Here is a 19,754-nt window from a genome sequence, read left to right as displayed (position 1 = left end):
AAAGCAGGCTGAAATCTGCTTAATTCTATCCTATGGTATAAGACGTTCTGCTTTTAATTGTTCAAATAGTTCTATGAAAGAGTCTTTTGTAGGTTTATAAGTTGTAAAGCCTAACTGCCTACTCTTAGACATATCAGTAATGACTTCTATAGGACGACCTAAATCCGCATCTGTATGCCATGGAGAGACTAATGTACCTAAATCCTTAACTTGTAGTTTATGCTTCGCTATAATAGTCTGCCATACCTCACTCTTCTGTAACAAGGTTGCTTCTAATGGTCTGATAGTATCCTTATACCCTTCAAAAGGTATATCAAAATAATTAGCTATTTCTTCCCATAGCCACTTCCATCTAAACACATCTCCATTGGTAACATTGAATGCTTGATTCTTAGCTGTATCTGTAGTAGATGCCCATACCAACTGTTTTGCTAATACGCTTACATCAGTTACATCTGACACCCCATTCCACTGTGCTTCTGATCCTGGCCAAACCATAGGAAGTCCTTCTTCCTTACATATACTCGCATACACAGCAAGTGTAATCCCCATATTCATCAGATTACCTACTGCATGCCCTATCAAAGTATGAGGTCTATGTATACTCCAAGTAAAACCGTCTCGCTCAGATGCTTTATACACTTCATCTTCTTGAGCATAATAGAAATTCTCTAATTCTAATCGAGGGTGTTCTTCTCTAACAGGGGTAATAGGTAAGATACCTGACTTCACATAAGATTCAAAAGGGCCTAAATAATGTTTTAATCCAGTTACTAAGGCTACATGCTTTACGCTCTGTTTAGAAGATAATACATCTAGTAAATTCCTAACTAAAGTAGCATTGATAATAATATTCTCTGCCTCTGTATCCTTACGCATCCAGGTGGTAAAGTAAACATGGGTAGGAGCTATATCTTGTAAGGCTATAGCTAAACCTTCTCTATCTAATAAGTCTGCAGCAATGGGAATGACTCCGTCTACAATTCCTTTTGGATTTCTTGCTAATCCATATACTGTCCAATCTTGAGCGATAAGTTCTTTTGCTAGATTACTACCAGCAATACCACTAACGCCTACTACTAATGCTTTATTCTTCATGATTCATTTCTTTGAAGACAAAGCTAAAGCAAGTAAAATAGCTGTGCATTGACCTAAGATAAGTCAATCCCTTGATCTAGATCAAGTAGATTACTTCATTTTTTTCTTAATACGGCTAACTGTTTCTGGAGTTAGACCTAAATAAGAAGCCAAAAGATGCTGTGGAATACGGTTGACTAAGTCTGGATAACAAGTAATGATTTGCGCATATTTCTCCTCTGCATTATAGGCTATATTACTCAATATACGTCTATCTTTATTCGCTAAGCTACGTTCATAAAGTATTCTAAAGTAGTTACTCATCACAGGTATATCTATCACTATTCTATCATAGTCTTCCTTACTTATAAGCAGTAATTCTACTTCTTCTAAAGCATCAATGTTCAATACTCCTTTTTCACCAGTAAAGAAACTATAAGAATCTGCCATCCACCAGCCTTCCCAACCAATGAAGTTAATATTCTCTACTCCTTTTTCGTCTATCACATAAGACTTCAGTACTCCTTTCGCAACAAAAGCCATGTGCTTACACACGTCTCCTTCTTGCAATAAGTATTGCTTTCTCCTTAGTTTTTTAACTGTAAAATAATCTTCTAAACGAACAGCTTCTTCTGTGGTCAACTGTACTTTTTCTTGAATGTGTTGAATTAATAAATCGAACATAGGAAGTAGTAAAAATATGCTATCTACAAAAATAAACAATTACAAGCTGAAATGTTTACCTTTAGCTATTCATTATAACGTTATGCCGATTGTATCTCAACAAAATTTACTTATTCCTTATCCACAAAAAGTAGCACTCTCTATACAGTTTGACTATGCTATCGTGGATATACATAACAGTTTTGATTACTTAGAGGAATTATGGGAAGACATTGTGACTACTATATCTAATGCTATTACAGACAGTGGAATTACTATATTAGAAGGCACTACCGATATTAATGATAACTATACGATTATTGCCTATAATTTAGTAATATTGGCTGTTCCTCCCTATATAGACTTTACCTTTATTTATAACGATTTGTATGATGTCGACTTACCTAGTTCATTTCTAATAAGTACTCCTAATTATTACAACAAGGAGATAAAAGACATTTTACTACAAACAAAATAACGATGATAAAACCAATTGATATTACCGACTTACCCCAGACTTTACATGTATTAGAAGAAGTAAAACAACATATGCTCAGCCAAGGTATTGATCAATGGGATGAATCTTATCCTAATAAAGATATTATCTCTAATGACATTCAAAAGAAGCAAGCTTATATCTATACAGAAAACGAACAGATCTTAGCCTATATAGTCTTAAACGAAGAATATGATGTAGAGTATAATGATCTTCGTTGGACTAGTCCTACTCCATTTATTGTTATCCATAGATTATTTGTCAGTCCTAAAGCACAAGGTAAAGGGATATCTAGTAAGATGATTCTATTCGCAGAACAATACGCCAAAGACAATAACTATGCATCTATTCGCTTTGATGCATATACACTAAATACTACTGCTAATGCGGTTTACACTAAAAAAGGTTATCAATTAGTAGGTACAGTTCAGTTTAGAAAAGGGGTGTTTAATTGTTATGAGAAAACACTATATTACTAATAAACTAAGTTTCTTATAGATTAACTATAGTATACACTGTATCTATTCCAATAGGTATTCATAAATTCTCACTCCAAACACTATACATCCTATTAATCCAAATATCACGCCACTCAATGCTGTCCAAAATTGATTGGGTTCTTTGATAAGCATTAATACACCTACAACAAGAAAAACTAAACATAAAAATAAATAGAATATATTTTTAAAAAACTCTTTTCTATCTTCCCTCTTTAGTTTTTTCGCATACTCTTCTAAATACAATTGCTTAATACTCTTATTATCATCGCTCCATTGTTTATAAATATCAGAGTATTTTTTTAAAGTATCAGTACATCCCATTATTTTATAAACTGAGTCTTCCAAGCTACTTCTTTGGTATACCTCATCGTCATTATGAAATAATTCTAATTCACTAAAGAAATCTTCTGTTTCATTATAAAACCAACTTAACTCTTCAAAATCAATACATATAATTTCATCATCTTTCACCTCATTCAATAAGAAATTGTAAAAATCTTTTCTCAATTGCTTTTTAGTAGATGTTTCAATAGCTAAATTATGATTAATTCTTTGTTGTAAATTACTAAGTACTATTGATTTATCAATTATCAAAGAAACTCTATTATCTCCTTCCGTTATATAACTTTCTATTAGTTTACTTTTTTGTTCATTCAGTAGTTCTAAATCATATAATTCTTGCCACAATTGTGGCAAAGTTCCTATAGCTTCTAGCTCTTCCTCCTCGTTATTTTTATTTTTAAAAGTTAAATACACTCTATTTGCCATAGTATCTGAAATTTACATACAATTAAAGATAACAAAAAACCGAGCCTTTACAGACTCGGTTTACTATTATTTCTCTGATATTCTTCTCTATCTTCATTGACATACATCTTATGAGGAGATTGCTTAGTATGAAAGATATCCAGAATAACAATATTCTCTTCAGTTACCTCATATAGAATTTTATACTCATAAACTAAGAGATACCTTCTCTCGAATCGACTATACATCATACCTTCTTTCTGTCCTAAATAGGGAAAATCAATTAACTGCTTGATTGCTTTAATAATATTATCCTTTACCTCTTTAGCCTTGCTTACACTGACATGATTAACATAATAGAAGTATATATCCCTTAATTGACTGGCTGCAAAATCAGATAATATTATTTTCATACTACTACCATTTAGTACTCATCTCTTCTACTTCCTCTAAGGTATAATACCTTCCCTCCTCATAGTCTTTACGAGATATAGCTAATCTGCTCTCTAATTCCTCTTCTGTCATAGGTAAAAACATCTCCTCTTCCACTCGTTTCAGAGCATTGACATATTCATTTATCTGGTCGATCAATGCCTCATCGTGAATATCCATAAGGGATTTAACTATCTGCTGTCTCTTTACCTCTACACTCATAACTAATTCATTTACAACACAAAGTTACACAAAATAAATAAACACATTCCTCCCTAACTATAAATTTACCACATAAAAAAACCGAGCCTATACAGACTCGGTTTCTCTCTTTACAACTATATAAGTGGGTTTACTTCACTTCTTCGTATTCTACATCTTGTGTACCATCAGCATCACCACCTTGGTTTGGCTGTCCTTGTTGAGGACCTGCTTGACCACCTTCAGCTTGTGCTTTGTACATTTCTTCAGATGCTGCTTTCCAAGCTTCGTTAATTTTGTCTAACGCTGGTTGGATAGTATCTAAGTTCTTAGTTTCAAAAGCTGTTTTTAATTCAGCTAAAGCTCCTTCGATATTAGATTTATTTCCTTCAGATAATTTATCTCCGAACTCTTTTAATTGTTTTTCTGTTTGGAAAATCATAGCATCAGCTTCGTTGATTTTCTCTACAGTTTCTTTTGCTTTTTTATCAGCATCAGCATTGGCTTCAGCTTCTTTTTTCATTCTTTGGATTTCTTCTTCAGTTAATCCAGATGAAGCTTCGATACGAATATCGTGAGATTTACCAGTTCCTTTATCTGTAGCAGATACTTTGATAATACCATTAGCATCGATATCGAAAGTTACTTCGATTTGAGGCACTCCTCTTTGTGCAGGTGGTAAACCATCTAAGTGAAAACGACCGATTGTTTTGTTATCATTAGCCATTGGTCTCTCTCCTTGTAATACGTGGATTTCAACCGATGGTTGGTTATCTGCAGCAGTAGAGAATACTTGAGATTTCTTAGTTGGAATAGTTGTATTAGATTCGATTAATTTAGTGAATACACCTCCCATAGTTTCAATACCTAATGAAAGTGGCGTAACATCTAATAATAATACATCTTTTACATCTCCAGTTAATACACCTCCTTGGATAGCAGCACCGATAGCTACAACCTCATCAGGGTTAACTCCTTTGTGTGGTTTTTTACCAAAGAATTTCTCTACTTCTTCTTGGATTCTTGGGATACGTGTAGATCCACCTACTAAGATTACCTCATCGATATCTGATTTAGATAAACCAGCATCTTTTAAAGCTTTCTCACAAGGAATCATAGAACGACGTACTAAATCATCTGATAATTGCTCAAATTTAGCTCTTGTCAATGTTTGTACCAAGTGTTTTGGTCCTGAAGCAGTAGCTGTTACATAAGGTAAGTTAATCTCTGTTTGTGTAGCAGAAGATAACTCAACTTTAGCTTTCTCAGCAGCTTCTTTTAAACGTTGTAATGCCATAGCATCTTTACGTAAATCTACTCCTTCAGCAGAATTAAACTCATCTGCTAACCAGTTGATAATTACGTTATCGAAATCATCTCCTCCTAAGTGAGTATCTCCATTAGTAGATAATACTTCGAATACACCGTCTCCTAACTCAAGGATAGAGATATCGAATGTACCACCACCTAAGTCATATACTACTACTTTTTGATCTTTTCCTGTTTTGTCTAATCCGTATGCTAACGCAGCCGCTGTAGGCTCGTTAATGATACGTCTTACTTTTAATCCTGCAATCTCTCCTGCTTCTTTTGTCGCTTGACGTTGTGCGTCATTAAAGTAAGCTGGTACAGTAATAACTGCTTCCGATACTTCTTGTCCTAAGAAATCTTCAGCTGTCTTTTTCATTTTTTGTAGTGTCATCGCAGAGATTTCTTGTGGCGTATATAAACGTCCATCGATATCTACACGTGGAGTATCATTATCTCCTTTTACTACTTGGTAAGGTACTGCTGTTGCTTCTTTCGCAGCCTCACTATATTTCTCTCCCATAAAACGTTTGATAGACGCAACTGTTTTTGTTGGGTTAGTTACAGCCTGACGTTTTGCAGGATCACCTACTTTAATCTCTCCACCTTCTACGAAAGCTACGATAGATGGTGTAGTTCTTTTTCCTTCAGCGTTTGAAATTACTACTGGCTCGTTTCCTTCCATTACAGAAACACAAGAGTTTGTAGTTCCTAAGTCAATACCAATTATTTTACTCATAATATTTTCTATAGTTTATTTTTATACTTAATTCATTGTCGTGAGCTTCATGCTCGGTTACTCTTAAACAATCTTTGTGCCAACAGAAAAAATTGAATATTTTGTCTGTTTTTAGGTCATTTTATCTTTTAAATAATGTCATATTGTCATTTACCTCTCTTTTAGATAAGAAATAAGCATACATAACGTCAGTATATACTGACAATGATACCTCTCCTTAAGAAGCCCTCTCCTTAAAAAACACATCACTTACTACTCCTACTTAGTAATCAATACAAGAAACATAAAACAACTATATAATTATCTATCCACATAATTCCCTTCCCATCTTGCGTTAAATAAATCTCTAAAAGTTGTCTCTGATTAGAATTTAGCTATCTTCGTATTATTAAATCACTACTATTTTATGGAATGTATTTCTGTATTTGATATGCTCAAAATCGGTGTAGGACCATCTAGTTCGCATACTTTAGGTCCTTGGAGAGCCGCTGAGCTTTTTTTAAAAGAATTGCGTGATCGCAATATCTTTGACCAAGTTTCTTCTCTGAAAATAGATTTATTTGGTTCACTTTCTCTTACGGGAGTAGGGCACGCTACTGACTTAGCTGTCATGTTAGGACTAAGTGGAGCTGATCCAGAATATGTCCCTGTCGAAGACATTAGTGGTATTATTGATCATATTAATGCTTCACAGTCTTTATTATTAGGAGGAACAATGCCTGTAGTGTTTAACCCTAAGGAAAACATTGTATTTAATAGAAACTTCCTCCCTTTCCATGCTAATGGAATGACATTTACTGTACAATATGGTGAACATGAACTATATGAATCTACCTTTTATTCTATCGGTGGAGGATTTGTAGTAAAAGAAGAAAACCCTGATAATCAAGAGAAAGAAGAGATCAAAGCTACTTTCCCTTTCCCTATAGAAAAAGCTACGGAATTATTAGCCTACTGTAAAGAGCAGAATATGTCTATCTCTGAATTAGTATATGAAAATGAAAAGTCTATACGTTCAGAAGAAGAGATACATAATGAGTTATTACGCGTGTGGAATACCATGCTAGAGTGTATGTATATCGGATGTCATACAGAAGGTATATTACCAGGAGGCCTTAACGTACGTAGACGTGCTTATGACACTCATTCTAAACTGAAAGGAGACCTCCCTTATAACACACCTCAAGAATGGTTACAGACTATTCGTAAGACAAAGGTTTACTTTAGACAGATATTGAAATGGGTAAGTTGTTTTGCCTTAGCTGTTAATGAAGTGAATGCTTCTCTTGGGCGTGTAGTGACTGCCCCTACTAATGGTAGTGCAGGAGTTATACCAGCGGTATTAATGTATTATCTAGTTATAGAGAACCATAAAGCAGGCGATAAAGAAATCAAACAGTTCTTAATGGTAGCTGGCGAAATAGGTAGTATCTTTAAAAAGGGAGCTACGATATCTGCTGCTATGGGAGGATGCCAAGCAGAGATTGGGGTTTCTAGTGCAATGGCTGCTGGTGCCTTATGTGAGCTAATGGGAGGTACTCCAGAACAAGTAACTGTAGCAGCTGAGATAGCTATGGAACATCACTTAGGACTGACATGTGACCCTATCGGAGGTCTAGTTCAAGTACCTTGCATAGAAAGAAACACGATGGGCGCTATTAAAGCTATTAATGCAGCAGAGCTTGCTTTAGATACTGACCCTAAGAATGCAAAAGTTCCTTTAGACAAAGTAGTCAATACAATGTGGGAAACTGCAAAAGACATGAATAATAAATACAAAGAGACTTCAGAAGGTGGTCTTGCTGTAGCTGTAAACTTATCAGACTGTTAAACAGATGAAACAAACGATTGGAATATTGTGTTTCCTAGTCTCGGCCTATGCTTTAGGACAGAGTCAACTCTATGTATCTACACCCACTGTAGCTTACAACGATGCTAATGGTACTACTCAGATAGGAGTCTATACACGTGGTGCTTATTTAGAAAATATAGAAAAAATAAACAAAGATGTATTCAAGGTAACTAATGCTTATGCAGAAGAGACTTATATTTTAGATATTAATAATCTAAAAAAAACGCTCTCAGCAGAAGATACATCAGAAGCCTCTCCTAATCCGATTATAGACTTTGATGATTATTATGGAAGTCCTCACTTATTCACAACAGTAGGTGGACTGAAGGTAAGAAAAGCTCCTAATCATCAAGCAGAAGTATTAGAGACACTGTACACAGGTACACCATTAGCCATAGATTACTACCCTTATGATAAAGAAGCTTGGGTAAAAGTATCTCACTTAGGAAATACAGGCTATGTACCAGTGAAATATTTAGGTAAAAGACCTAACCTAAACAATCTAATAACAAATTATAAAAAAGCTACTGATCCAAAAGATCAAAAGAGATTTATCCAACGTATCGTAGAGCTTGGTTGGAATAGTAGCCAAGATGAAACAGCACTAGCACTAGGAGTTTTTGCTGAATATGCGGACAAAAATAACCGTCCAGAAAAAGCAACCATCGCTAGACTACAAGCAGAAGTTCTAAAAGTGTCTCCTAATAATGAAGAAATAGCTGACAAAATAGAAAATATGCTAAACCAACAACTATTCGGTTTTACGTTAAATAATGTGTTAGAACCAAGAAAAGGTTTTAGCTTAGCCACATTAGAGAAAAGTCTAGGGAAGATAAAAGAGAGTTATTCTAACTTAGATGATTGTGCTCTAGGAGACTATGAGAGCAATATAATATTCCATACAGCTGAATGTATTGGACATGATGTCAATAAAACATATAAGTTAAGAATAATAGAAATAAAAAATGATGCTGGATTCAAGATCAACAACAGCATCGTGAATGAAAATACAACAGAAAAAGAATTTTTAGAAATAGGAAAAGGCCTTATTAATACAATTCTTCCTTTAGAAAAAGCGTATCAGATAGCAGCTGGAGATATGGTATACCAATTTTCATTTGCAGAAGGTAAGCTGAGTAAAGTAGAATTGATTTACTTCTGCTAATTCTCTTCTTTTTATTCTGAAATAACAATTTTACAATAACCCAAAAAAACAAGAAAAATGTCTGTAGCAAAAAAAGACTATAAAAAAGTGACAACTAAGTCGCTAATAGATATGAAAGCCAACGGAGAGAAAATATCAATGTTAACATGTTATGACTACTCTATGGCTAAAGTATTAGAAGCAGGTGGAGTTGACGTAATGCTTGTAGGAGATTCTGCTAGTAATGTAATGGCTGGTCATGAGACTACTCTACCGATTACATTAGATCAGATGATCTATCACGCACAGTCTGTAGTACGTGGAGCTGACAGAGCGCTAATTGTTGTGGACTTACCTTTTGGTTCTTACCAATCTGATCCTAAAGAAGCATTGCGTTCAGCTATTCGTATCATGAAAGAAAGTGGCGCTCATGCAGTAAAGATGGAAGGTGGAGAAGAGATTAAGGACGGTATTAAACGTATCTTAGATGCAGGTATCCCTGTGATGGGCCACTTAGGACTTACTCCTCAGTCTATCTATAAATTTGGTACTTATACCGTAAGAGCTAAAGAAGAAGAAGAAGCTAATCAGCTGATCAAAGACGCTAAAATGTTAGAAGAGATAGGGTGTTTTGCTCTTGTACTAGAAAAGATTCCTGCTGCTTTAGCAAAGAAAGTTGCTGAGAGTATTTCTATCCCTGTTATCGGTATCGGTGCTGGTAATGGTGTAGATGGGCAAGTATTAGTAGTACATGATATGATAGGACTTACTCACGAATTTAGCCCTAAATTCTTACGTCGTTATATGAACATTTTTGAAGATATGAAAAATGCAGTATCTCAATATGTTGAAGATGTTAAGTCTGTTGATTTTCCGAATGAAAACGAACAGTATTAAGAAAGCTTACTTATTTAAAATACAAAGAATATCCTTTTTACATATAAAAAGGATATTTTTGTTTCAAATTATTACAAATGAAGATTGTTTCTACACCCGAAAACCTACAAGTATTACATGAAGATAATCATATCATCGTCATTAATAAACGCGTAGGCGATATCGTACAAGGTGACCAAACAGGTGATATGCCACTAAGCGAAATAGTAAAATTATACTTAAAAAAGAAGTACAATAAACCTGGAGAAGTTTATCTAGGCGTAGTACATCGCTTAGACCGTCCTACTTCTGGATTAGTAGTATTTGCAAAAACATCTAAAGCACTGAGTCGCTTAAACGAATCATTCAAGAACAGAGAAACACAAAAAACGTATTGGGCAGTAGTAAAAGATGCTCCCCCTAAAGTAGAGGACACATTAGAGCACTTCCTAGTTAGAAACCCTAAGAACAATACTTCTAAAGCACATAATAAAGAAGTCCCTAATAGTAAAAAGGCAAAGCTAACCTATAGAATGTTTCACCAACTAAAGACCTATTCTACTCTAGAGATAGATCTATACACAGGACGTCACCATCAGATAAGATGCCAGCTATCAGCTATAGGTTGCCCTATTAAAGGAGATCTAAAATATGGAGCAGACAGAAGTAATCCTGATGGAGGTATTCACTTACATGCTCGTAAGCTTACCTTTATCCATCCAGTGACAAAAGAAACACTTACTATAGTAGCTCCTACTCCTGAGGAAGTAATATGGAATAATATAGAACCAAAATAATACAAAAAGCTATTCAGAAATGAATAGCTTTTTACATTTCTATAATCTCCTATTGGTCAACTTCGTATCTTCGCTACAAATTACAAAATATGCAAATAGAAAAGAAATATAGCTATACACAGCTGACTGATGACACCATACTCGCTTCTACACTATCTAATACTGACGAAATAGTGATGGTACTGAGCAATGGAGATGTAACAAGACATAACTTTCAGACAGACAAAACTACCCTAGTATCTACTTTACAAGATAGTATGGGGTATACAGATGACGGGTTTGACCTCACTGCTCCTATTTCTATCTATACTTTAGATGATATTATCGTTATCGTAAACGACTTTAAACGTCATGGTTATATCATTAATCCTAAACAAGAATACCGACTACATCTATGGAGAGGGGATTATTACGCTAATATTACGAAGTACCCTATCGCACTGTATAAAGATGCCAATGAAATACCTCATATCATCTATGCAGATGATTGGAACCATGTACAAATCATGAATTTAGATACTCGTCAAGTACTAACTGCTGCTAAATCTTTAATAGAAGACGCTGCAGAAGAGAAGCATATCGAGTTTTATAAAACTCATAAAGAACACAATAAACTAGCTTGGCCGAGCACCTATGATTATTTCTATGGTAAGTTACTATTATCTCCTAATCATCAATACTTCGCAAGTGTAGGTTGGGTATGGGGTTCTTTTGATTGTATCAATGCTTATGATATCTGTAATTTTATCACCAACCCTAGAATACAAGATATCATCGTTCATGGAGGAGAACATGAATCAAGACAAGTATGTTGGGTAAGCAATAATACCCTTGCCGTAGAACACAGCCCTTATACAGAAGAAGAGGAAGAAGCAACAGAGGATACCTTAGATGAAATACACCTTTACCTATTGGAAAAAAACAAAGCTACCTTATTAGATAAAATACAACTACAACATAAAGGTATCCAATACAACGCTATGTACTTTGACACTATACTCGATGCTTTCGTATTAGTTAACTCAGATGAAGGGGTATATATCGTATCTAAGAATGGAGAAGTACTTCATCAGGATCATACCATTCGTACTTATATATATAACACTACCTCTCAGCAGTTCTTATCATGTAATGAAAAAGGCGTATCCATCTATGACCTAAAGTTATAAAAACGCTAAGCATATATCATCAATATAAATTATTGTAAAAAAACGAATCCCATTTCATAGATAAGTAAAAAATATTATCTTCACTTTTTACATAATTTTTTGATAAATGAATGATAAGCCTAAAAAAAGTTTAGTAGATAAGTTTTTATCTAGTGTTGAAAAGATTGGTAATATGTTACCTCATCCAGCAACTCTGTTTGCTAGTTTTGCTGTATTAGTTATTATAGCCTCATGGATAGCCAGTTTTTTCGATCTCTCCGTACTCCATCCAGGTACTAAAGAAGAGATAAAGTCATTCAACCTAGTAAGTGCAGAAGGATTACACATGATTCTTTCTAAAATGGTTACTAACTTTACTAACTTTGCTCCTTTAGGTACGGTACTAGTCTCTTTACTAGGTATTGGTATTGCAGAAGGTTCTGGATTAATAGGAACTATCTTAAAAAAGATTGTACTATCCTCTCCTAAGAAGCTACTGACATTCGTTATCGTATTTGCAGGCATACTTTCTAATACGGCTAGTGAAGTAGGTTATGTTTTATTAGTACCCTTAGCTGCTATCATATTCTTAGCAGCAGGTAGACATCCTATAGCAGGACTAGCAGCTGCCTTCGCAGGAGTATCAGGAGGATATAGTGCTAACTTATTATTGGGAACTATAGATCCGCTATTAGCAGGATTATCAGAAGAAGCAGCTAGAATTATAGACCCTGCTTATGTAGTTAACCCCGCTGCGAACTATTACTTTTTATTTGTATCTACCTTCATTATTGCTATTCTTGGTACATGGGTTACAGAGCGCATAGTCGTACCTAGATTAGGAGAATACACAGGAGATGAAAAAGCAATTTCTATAGATCCTTTAACAAAAGAAGAAAAGAAAGGCCTAATCTATGCCTCTATAGCAGGTTTTTTATTCACTGTATTTATACTAGGAGGTCTGATCCCAGAGAGCGGTTATTTAAGAGGTACTGATGGTGGGATTTTGAAGTCTCCTTTTATGTCAGGTATTGTTGCTTTATTATTTATTGGAGCTGCCCTAGCAGGTATCGCTTATGGTATCGGAGCTAAAACTATCAAAAACGATACAGATGTAATGAAAGGAATGTCAAAAGCGATGGAAACTTTGGGGTCTTACATTGTTTTAGTGTTCTTTGCAGCTCAGTTCGTTGCTTATTTTAATTGGACTAATCTAGGGTTAATCTTCGCAATAGAAGGTGCAGAAACACTACAGAAATCAGGTTTAGGAGCTATTCCACTGATGCTGATGTTTATTGTAGTCTCGGCCTTAATTAACCTAATTATGGGAAGTGCCTCTGCTAAATGGGCTATTATGGCACCTGTATTTATCCCTATGTTCATGTTATTAGGGTATTCTCCAGAACTAGTCCAAGTGGCTTACCGTATAGGAGATAGCGTTACTAATATTATCTCTCCGATGATGAGTTATTTTGCCTTAATTGTTGCCTTTATGCAGCGTTATGACAAAAAAGCAGGTATAGGAACTATCGTCTCTACGATGCTTCCTTATACTATTGTATTCTTTATCGGTTGGTCTATTATATTTGTGATTTGGTTACTTCTAGAATTACCTCTAGGGCCAGGAGCACAACTATTCTATACTGCACAATAAAACACTAAGAGCTAACTTTATAAAGTTAGCTCTTAGTGTTTATACTATTTACGCTTCTGTTGCAATAGGTTTATTACTTCTAGACCATTCACTCCACGAGCCCACATATAGCTTAGGCGTCGGGATACCAGCTGCTGTGATGGCTAATAGAGTGTGACATGCTGTAATACCAGAGCCACAGTGTACTGCTCTATTCTCTAACGGATAATCTTGTAGAATAGCAGTGTACTTCTCTCTTAACTGTTCTTCTGTCAAGAACATCCCCTTCTCATCTAGATTAGACATAAACGGAACATTGATAGCTCCTGGTATATGCCCTGCCACTGTGTCAATAGGTTCTGTTATCCCTTTATATCGATTTGCCTCACGTACATCGATCACTACATAATCCTCTCGCCCTACATTCGTCTCTATTTCATGAATATCAGCTAGTGGTAGTTGCCACTCCGTTACAGGATATACTCCTACTTCACTTGCTTTTACCACATTATTATTGCTTGGAAAACCTACATGCTGCGCAGCACTCATTCCACCACTTAGCACTTGTACTTTCTGATGACCTACAGCTGTCAGCATCCACCAAAAGCGAGCAGCAGAATTACCTCCGAATACTGTGTCATAAATAATCACATGACTATCTGGAGTAATACCTAAAGACTTCAAGCTGTGAGCAAATTGTGCTACAGAAGGCAATGGATGTCTCCCTCCTTTTGACGCATCTTCTCCTATATGGGCTAGCTGTGTATTTCCATCTACAAATAAAGCTCCGTCTAAGTGTTCTTTCTCATACTCAGCTCTAGCCACCTTACTATTTGTAGCATCTATTAATATATAACTACTTCCTTGTTCTCTTAAAGACAATAGTTCACCTGGTTGGATAATTGGTTTCATATATACTTATTGTTTGTTTCATCTCTTATTCTATATACTCGGTACCACAAAAATCTTAGATAATCTTTCTTTTAACTTAGCTAAGTCATCATTTGATTTAGTCCCATAGAATGCTTTAGTAGCTACTATAGCCGTCTCTTGTTCTAACAGCTTTCTCCCTACGATCATTTCAGCTTCATACACCATATTCATACTTTGAGGTACACTAGGCATCTCTACTTCTAATTTTAGGATTCCTCCTTCTTCATTTAGATAATAAGGCTGTACTTTATTAATAACAGGATTAAAGAGTGTACTGGTATAAACTATTAGAGATTTAGGCAAATTGTTCTTTTTGCTATTTTTCTTTAGAGTATAGATTATTTTCTCTACTTCATACCCTGCTACCATACTTACCTCATCAGACGTCACACGAGTATAATCATCTAAGGTAATATGAATATGCCAGTGTTCTTTTTCTAAAAAGTCTTTTTGGTAAGAGAAGTTTAATGCTGTATTAGGAACTATCGTCGAGGTCGCATATACAAATCCTTCATCTAGTATATCATTCCACTTATTCTCTAGAAGATAAGTAGCTCCTTCTGCCTTATACACGACTTCATACCCTGCTACATATACATTATTCTTTATAAAAGGCAATCTACCGTATTCTTTTAATATCTGAGGATTCTCTGTCAGAAACTGCTTCACGCTATCTCTATCTTCTACAGATAGCTCAGCTAGGTACTTATTAGCTAATTCTTTACTGTACAATGGATCATGACTAATGTGTACGATAAACTGATTGAGAAGAGAATCACTTAATGACATCTTATACACTAGAGCCCCTTCTATAAACTTCTTCTTATTTACAACCACTTTCTCTTGAGGATCTGCAGTTGTATTACTGACTTCTTGTTGTCTATTCTCCTTACATCCCATCAGGGTTATCCCTACTATAAACAATCCTAAACTAAGTCTTATCATTCTATCTTATATTGAAAATCTAAAGTACAAAAAATAACCACGTTCTCTTATTTCTTCTTGTTATAATAAATACTAAACCCGCAAAACAATCTGAAAATCACTAAAAACAAGTGTACAGTTAAAAGCAGGATTATAAACAATAACTGTACAGCTATATTAGGACGAAACCGTTTTTTCAGCAGTGGTCGCATAGTGATCGCATAGTGATGGCATAATGGTCGCATAAAAAAGGGCTAAAACTATGCGACCACTATGCTATCATAACCCCATAAAGATTCGGTCATTGCAACATATAGCAGAAATTACTCTAAAAAAATGATAACCAACCCACATAAACTAATCAATAAAAACAAATTCACTCTACATTAATACAAAACTGTATAACCCTTCTTCAAAATTGTATAACACTATATCTGTCTTTTTATTCGTACTTTGTATCTGCACAAAAAGAATTATTGTACAAATGAAAAAAGAATATAAAGTAAGTGGTATGAGCTGTAATGGCTGTAGAACCAAGATAGAAGATACCCTAAATGAAATACACGGTGTAACTGCCGAAGTTTCATTAGAACAAGAGCAAGCCAATATAGAGTCTCATCATGATATAGATACCTTAACACTTCAGAAAGAATTACTAAAAAAAGGAAACTATATACTACAAGAAATAGTAACTCATGAAGATGGTACGCAAGAGATTCTACCAGCTGTAGAAGTATCAGAAGAAGATATGTACCAACAAGAACTTCCTAAGGGAATGGAAGATAAAGCGGGTAAATACTTCTGTCCGATGCTATGTGAGGGGGATAAAGTGTATGATACCAATGTAGGATGTCCTGTATGTGGGATGAACTTAGAGCAAATCCCTGCACCTAAAGTAGAGAAGACAGTCTACTACTGTCCGATGCTATGTGAGGGAGATAAGACCTATGACAAACCGGGGAATTGTCCGAAGTGTGGGATGAACTTAGTGCCTAAGACCATACTAGTAGAACAAGAAGATACTACATATACAGATATGCTGAAGAAACTGCGTATCTCAGTAGCCTTCACTATTCCAGTATTTATACTAGCCATGGGGTCTATGATACCAGGTGATCCTATCGGAAAAGTCGTACCTCATGAGTGGAATAACTATATACAGTTATTATTCACTATTCCTGTAGTCTATGTATGTTGGATGTTCTTTAGTAGAGCATGGACTTCATTTAAGACATGGAATCTGAATATGTTTAGTTTAATCGGTTTAGGATCTGCTGCTGGGTTAATCTTTAGTGTTGTAGCCTTATTTTTCCCTGATCTTTTCCCTGATGATTTTAAAGGAGAGCATGGTATTCACCTTTACTTTGAATCTGTAGCCGTGATTCTTACACTGGTATTAGTAGGACAAGTAATGGAAGCAAAAGCGCATAGTCGTACCAATACCGCTATAAAAGAATTACTAAAACTTTCTCCTACAGAAGCAACTTTAGTTACTGAACAAGGAGAAGAAATAATACAAATAGATAAGATTATTAAAGGAAATCATCTACGTGTAAAACCAGGAGAAAAGATACCTGTAGATGGCGAAATTATAGAAGGAGAATCTAGTATAGATGAAGCTATGATCACTGGAGAGCCTATCCCTGTACACAAAATAAAAGGAGATAAAGTTGTATCTGGTACTATTAATGGAAATAGTTCATTCATCATGACTGCCGAAAAAGTAGGTGACGAGACACTACTTTCTCAGATTATTGAGATGGTAAATAATGCTAGTCGTTCAAGAGCCCCTATTCAGAAACTAGCTGATCAAGTAGCAAAGTACTTTGTACCTATCGTGGTGATAATTGCCATAGCTACTTTTATTCTATGGAAGACATTAGGACCTGAACCTAGATTAGCCTATGCCTTTGTCAATGCATTAGCAGTATTAATCATTGCTTGCCCTTGTGCTTTAGGCTTAGCTACACCTATGTCTATAATGGTAGGAATCGGTAAAGGTGCTCAGAATGGTATTCTGATTAAAAATGCAGAAGCATTAGAAACAGCTAATAAAGTAAATGTATTAATCACAGATAAGACAGGTACGCTGACGGAAGGTAAACCATCAGTAGAAAAAATAGTAAGTATTTCTTCTGAATATACAGCAGAGGATTTACTACTACTGACAGCTTCACTTAATCAAAATAGTGAGCATGCATTAGCGACTTCATTTACTAAAAAAGCAAAAGAAGACGGTCTAAGTCTGACATCTGTAAAGATGTTTAATAATATTACAGGAAAAGGAATACAAGGCTTAGTAGATAAAAAACGAATTTCTCTAGGGAATAAAGCACTTATGGACGTAGTGAACGCTCCACTAACTGATGACTTACTACAACAAGTAGAGAAAGAACAAAGCCAAGGAAAGACAGTGTCTTATATCGCAGATAATAATATTATAATAGGGTATGCTGTACTCTATGACAAAATAAAAGAATCGAGTAAACAAGCTGTAAAAGAGCTTCAAAATAAAGGAATTGAAGTAATTATGATTACTGGAGATAATCCTAAAACTGCGCAGGCTGTTGCAACAGAATTGAATATTAAACATTTCTTAGCTGAAGCAATGCCTGAAGATAAATTAAACGAAATAAAGAAACTACAAGAACAAGGAAAAATAGTAGCTATGGCAGGTGATGGTATAAATGACGCACCTGCTCTAGCCCAAGCAAATGTAGGTATCTCTATGGGTACTGGAACGGATGTGGCTATAGAAAGTGCAGAAGTAACCTTGCTACAAGGAGATTTGGCAGGGATACCTAAGGCTATTAATCTAAGTCATGGGGTAATGAATAATATTAAGCAGAATTTATTCTTTGCCTTTATCTATAATAGTGTCGGTATACCTATCGCTGCAGGTGTACTATACCCTATCTTCGGAATAGTATTATCACCTATGATTGCAGCTGTAGCGATGAGCTTTAGTTCTGTATCTGTTATTACAAACTCATTAAGACTAAAGAACTTGAAACTTTAATCATCATTTTTTTTTATAATACCTTTCATTTTTTTTAACCAGAGCGATAGCAATAGCTCTGGTTTTTTTTGCTTTTTAGTTTACTTCAAATTAGGTGATTGATACATAAACGAAAGCAATTATACGAAATAGCTTTGAGTTGGTAATTTCACTATTATAGCATAGTTATAAACTAATAAAAGAACAGTAAAGCAACATTCCTTCTACTGTATTGAGCTAATATTTAATCTAGACTTGAAACAACAAGTATAAAAACAAAAAAGCCTGGGTAGTTCACCCTGGCTTTTTACTCACCTTAAAAACTAAAATTGCAAACACAAATACTAACTTTTAGTTTATTAAACTTAAAAAAAGGCCATCCAAAAGAATGGCCTAATCAGAATCATCTATATAAAAAAAAAACAAGTCCCCACTCTGTTTTTTATTAAAATAATTAGATGTTCTTAAATATCTTCAAAAGTTTAACAGTGCTAATATACAAAAAAAACATAAACATTAACATTTAAAATAACTAGACGTAATAAATTAATATAAAAACAGAATATCACTCAATAAAATAACATTTAAAAAAACTTATAATCAACTACATACATCTTTTTCAAAAAAACTTAATTTTATTCAAAAAAACTTAATTTCATATCTCTTTTGATGTTTCACCTAAGCCATAGAAACAATACATACACTAAAAAAACAAAAGCTTACCACTACAAAGGTCATGGTAAGCTTATTATCAATTGTTTATTTACAAAAAGTGATAAGATTAATCCTGTTCTACTACTCTAGTCTTAGCAAATACAGCAGATAAAACTAAATAACCTGCTGCAACTAATTCTATTACCAACCACCAGATATGCTCTATCGGGATAACATAAAATGGTTGAAATATTCCAATAATAAGAATATACATTCCCATTTCGATTAGTTTCTTATTAATATGAGAATTATAAGCTAATATTCCTAAACCTACCATTACGATAAATCCTACTAAAAGATCAAAATCTGATGAAGAAGTAAATGCACTTAAAATTAATAGAAGTGCTACCAATATTTTAATTGCTCTTTCCATACTTTAATTCTTTATAAATTAGATTACTCTAAGATAACAAAAACTATAATCAATTAAAAATCAATAACAAAGAATTATATATAATAAAACAAAGCATATTCTGTCAATATTATAATTAATTCATACTACTCCATCAATCTCCACCTAAAAGCACTTTTATTTGAGGTAAAAAAAACTTACTTTAGCACCTAATTATAAT

18 protein-coding genes are annotated in these 19,754 nt (G+C 34.5%); 9 read left to right on the top strand and 9 right to left on the bottom strand.

Features of this window, described 5'->3' with window-relative positions; genetic code table 11:
- Window positions 1-30: 30 nt before the first annotated feature.
- Together E0Z07_RS10470 and E0Z07_RS10465 are read right to left on the bottom strand one after the other, a co-directional pair.
- Entirely contained in the window at window positions 31-1,098 is a 1,068-nt protein-coding gene (locus tag E0Z07_RS10470; protein ID WP_131540717.1) for an SDR family oxidoreductase, read from the bottom strand.
- Between the two features lie 90 nt (window positions 1,099-1,188).
- Complete coding sequence (locus E0Z07_RS10465; RefSeq protein ID WP_131540716.1) at window positions 1,189-1,761, bottom strand: Crp/Fnr family transcriptional regulator; 573 nt, start codon at window positions 1,759-1,761, stop codon at window positions 1,189-1,191.
- A 16-nt stretch (window positions 1,762-1,777) separates the two neighbouring features.
- Between E0Z07_RS10465 and E0Z07_RS10460 the strand changes: the two genes are divergently transcribed.
- Entirely contained in the window at window positions 1,778-2,218 is a 441-nt protein-coding gene (locus E0Z07_RS10460; RefSeq protein WP_225581665.1) for a hypothetical protein, read from the top strand.
- A gap of 2 nt (window positions 2,219-2,220) precedes the next feature.
- Entirely contained in the window at window positions 2,221-2,715 is a 495-nt protein-coding gene (locus E0Z07_RS10455) for a GNAT family N-acetyltransferase (RefSeq protein WP_131540715.1), read from the top strand.
- Window positions 2,716-2,757: 42 nt separating this feature from the next.
- Here the strand turns inward: E0Z07_RS10455 and E0Z07_RS10450 are convergent, their stop codons facing one another.
- The 4 genes from E0Z07_RS10450 to dnaK form a co-directional block, all read right to left on the bottom strand.
- Entirely contained in the window at window positions 2,758-3,504 is a 747-nt protein-coding gene (locus tag E0Z07_RS10450) for a hypothetical protein (RefSeq protein ID WP_006260813.1), read from the bottom strand.
- A 47-nt stretch (window positions 3,505-3,551) separates the two neighbouring features.
- Window positions 3,552-3,896, bottom strand: a complete 345-nt coding sequence (locus E0Z07_RS10445) for a type II toxin-antitoxin system RelE/ParE family toxin (RefSeq protein WP_006256761.1) — start codon at window positions 3,894-3,896, stop codon at window positions 3,552-3,554.
- Between the two features lie 4 nt (window positions 3,897-3,900).
- Window positions 3,901-4,137, bottom strand: coding sequence for a hypothetical protein (locus E0Z07_RS10440; protein ID WP_006256762.1), 237 nt, complete (start codon window positions 4,135-4,137; stop codon window positions 3,901-3,903).
- 130 nt (window positions 4,138-4,267) lie between these two features.
- Window positions 4,268-6,163 carry a molecular chaperone DnaK gene (gene dnaK, locus E0Z07_RS10435; protein WP_006256763.1) on the bottom strand — a complete coding sequence of 632 codons (1,896 nt, stop codon included), beginning with the start codon at window positions 6,161-6,163 and terminating at the stop codon, window positions 4,268-4,270.
- Between the two features lie 406 nt (window positions 6,164-6,569).
- Between dnaK and E0Z07_RS10430 the strand changes: the two genes are divergently transcribed.
- The 6 genes from E0Z07_RS10430 (at window position 6,570) to E0Z07_RS10405 (ending at window position 13,634) form a co-directional block, all read left to right on the top strand.
- Window positions 6,570-7,994 carry an L-serine ammonia-lyase gene (locus E0Z07_RS10430; protein ID WP_006256764.1) on the top strand — a complete coding sequence of 475 codons (1,425 nt, stop codon included), beginning with the start codon at window positions 6,570-6,572 and terminating at the stop codon, window positions 7,992-7,994.
- 4 nt (window positions 7,995-7,998) lie between these two features.
- On the top strand, window positions 7,999-9,180 hold the full coding sequence (locus E0Z07_RS10425) for an SH3 domain-containing protein (RefSeq protein WP_006260812.1): 1,182 nt from the start codon (window positions 7,999-8,001) through the stop codon (window positions 9,178-9,180).
- A gap of 57 nt (window positions 9,181-9,237) precedes the next feature.
- Window positions 9,238-10,056 (top strand): 3-methyl-2-oxobutanoate hydroxymethyltransferase, encoded by an 819-nt coding sequence (gene panB, locus E0Z07_RS10420; RefSeq protein ID WP_006256766.1) that lies wholly within the window; start codon window positions 9,238-9,240, stop codon window positions 10,054-10,056.
- 77 nt (window positions 10,057-10,133) lie between these two features.
- On the top strand, window positions 10,134-10,832 hold the full coding sequence (locus E0Z07_RS10415) for an RluA family pseudouridine synthase (protein WP_006260811.1): 699 nt from the start codon (window positions 10,134-10,136) through the stop codon (window positions 10,830-10,832).
- Between the two features lie 89 nt (window positions 10,833-10,921).
- Complete coding sequence (locus E0Z07_RS10410; RefSeq protein WP_131540714.1) at window positions 10,922-12,001, top strand: hypothetical protein; 1,080 nt, start codon at window positions 10,922-10,924, stop codon at window positions 11,999-12,001.
- Window positions 12,002-12,107: 106 nt separating this feature from the next.
- The gene (locus E0Z07_RS10405; protein ID WP_006256769.1) at window positions 12,108-13,634 is read left to right on the top strand and encodes an AbgT family transporter; all 1,527 of its coding nucleotides are present in this window, start codon (window positions 12,108-12,110) and stop codon (window positions 13,632-13,634) included.
- Window positions 13,635-13,682: 48 nt separating this feature from the next.
- On the opposite strand, the gene E0Z07_RS10400 is transcribed toward E0Z07_RS10405, so the two are convergent.
- A complete protein-coding gene (locus E0Z07_RS10400; RefSeq protein WP_131540713.1) occupies window positions 13,683-14,525 on the bottom strand; it encodes a sulfurtransferase in 843 nt (280 codons plus the stop codon).
- A gap of 30 nt (window positions 14,526-14,555) precedes the next feature.
- The gene (locus E0Z07_RS10395; RefSeq protein WP_131540712.1) at window positions 14,556-15,491 is read right to left on the bottom strand and encodes a hypothetical protein; all 936 of its coding nucleotides are present in this window, start codon (window positions 15,489-15,491) and stop codon (window positions 14,556-14,558) included.
- A gap of 463 nt (window positions 15,492-15,954) precedes the next feature.
- On the opposite strand from E0Z07_RS10395, the gene E0Z07_RS10390 reads away from it, so the two are divergent.
- Window positions 15,955-18,489, top strand: coding sequence for a heavy metal translocating P-type ATPase (locus E0Z07_RS10390; protein WP_131540711.1), 2,535 nt, complete (start codon window positions 15,955-15,957; stop codon window positions 18,487-18,489).
- Between the two features lie 760 nt (window positions 18,490-19,249).
- Here the strand turns inward: E0Z07_RS10390 and E0Z07_RS10385 are convergent.
- Window positions 19,250-19,555, bottom strand: a complete 306-nt coding sequence (locus E0Z07_RS10385; RefSeq protein WP_131540710.1) for a DUF6804 family protein — start codon at window positions 19,553-19,555, stop codon at window positions 19,250-19,252.
- Between the last annotated feature and the right edge of the window lie 199 nt (window positions 19,556-19,754).

Origin of the sequence: Myroides odoratimimus (assembly GCF_004337635.1) — a bacterium.
GTDB classification, from domain to species: Bacteria; Bacteroidota; Bacteroidia; order Flavobacteriales; family Flavobacteriaceae; genus Flavobacterium; species Flavobacterium odoratimimum.
The sequence above is the reverse complement of the archived record's forward strand: the minus strand, read 5'-3'. Positions and strand labels throughout refer to the sequence as shown.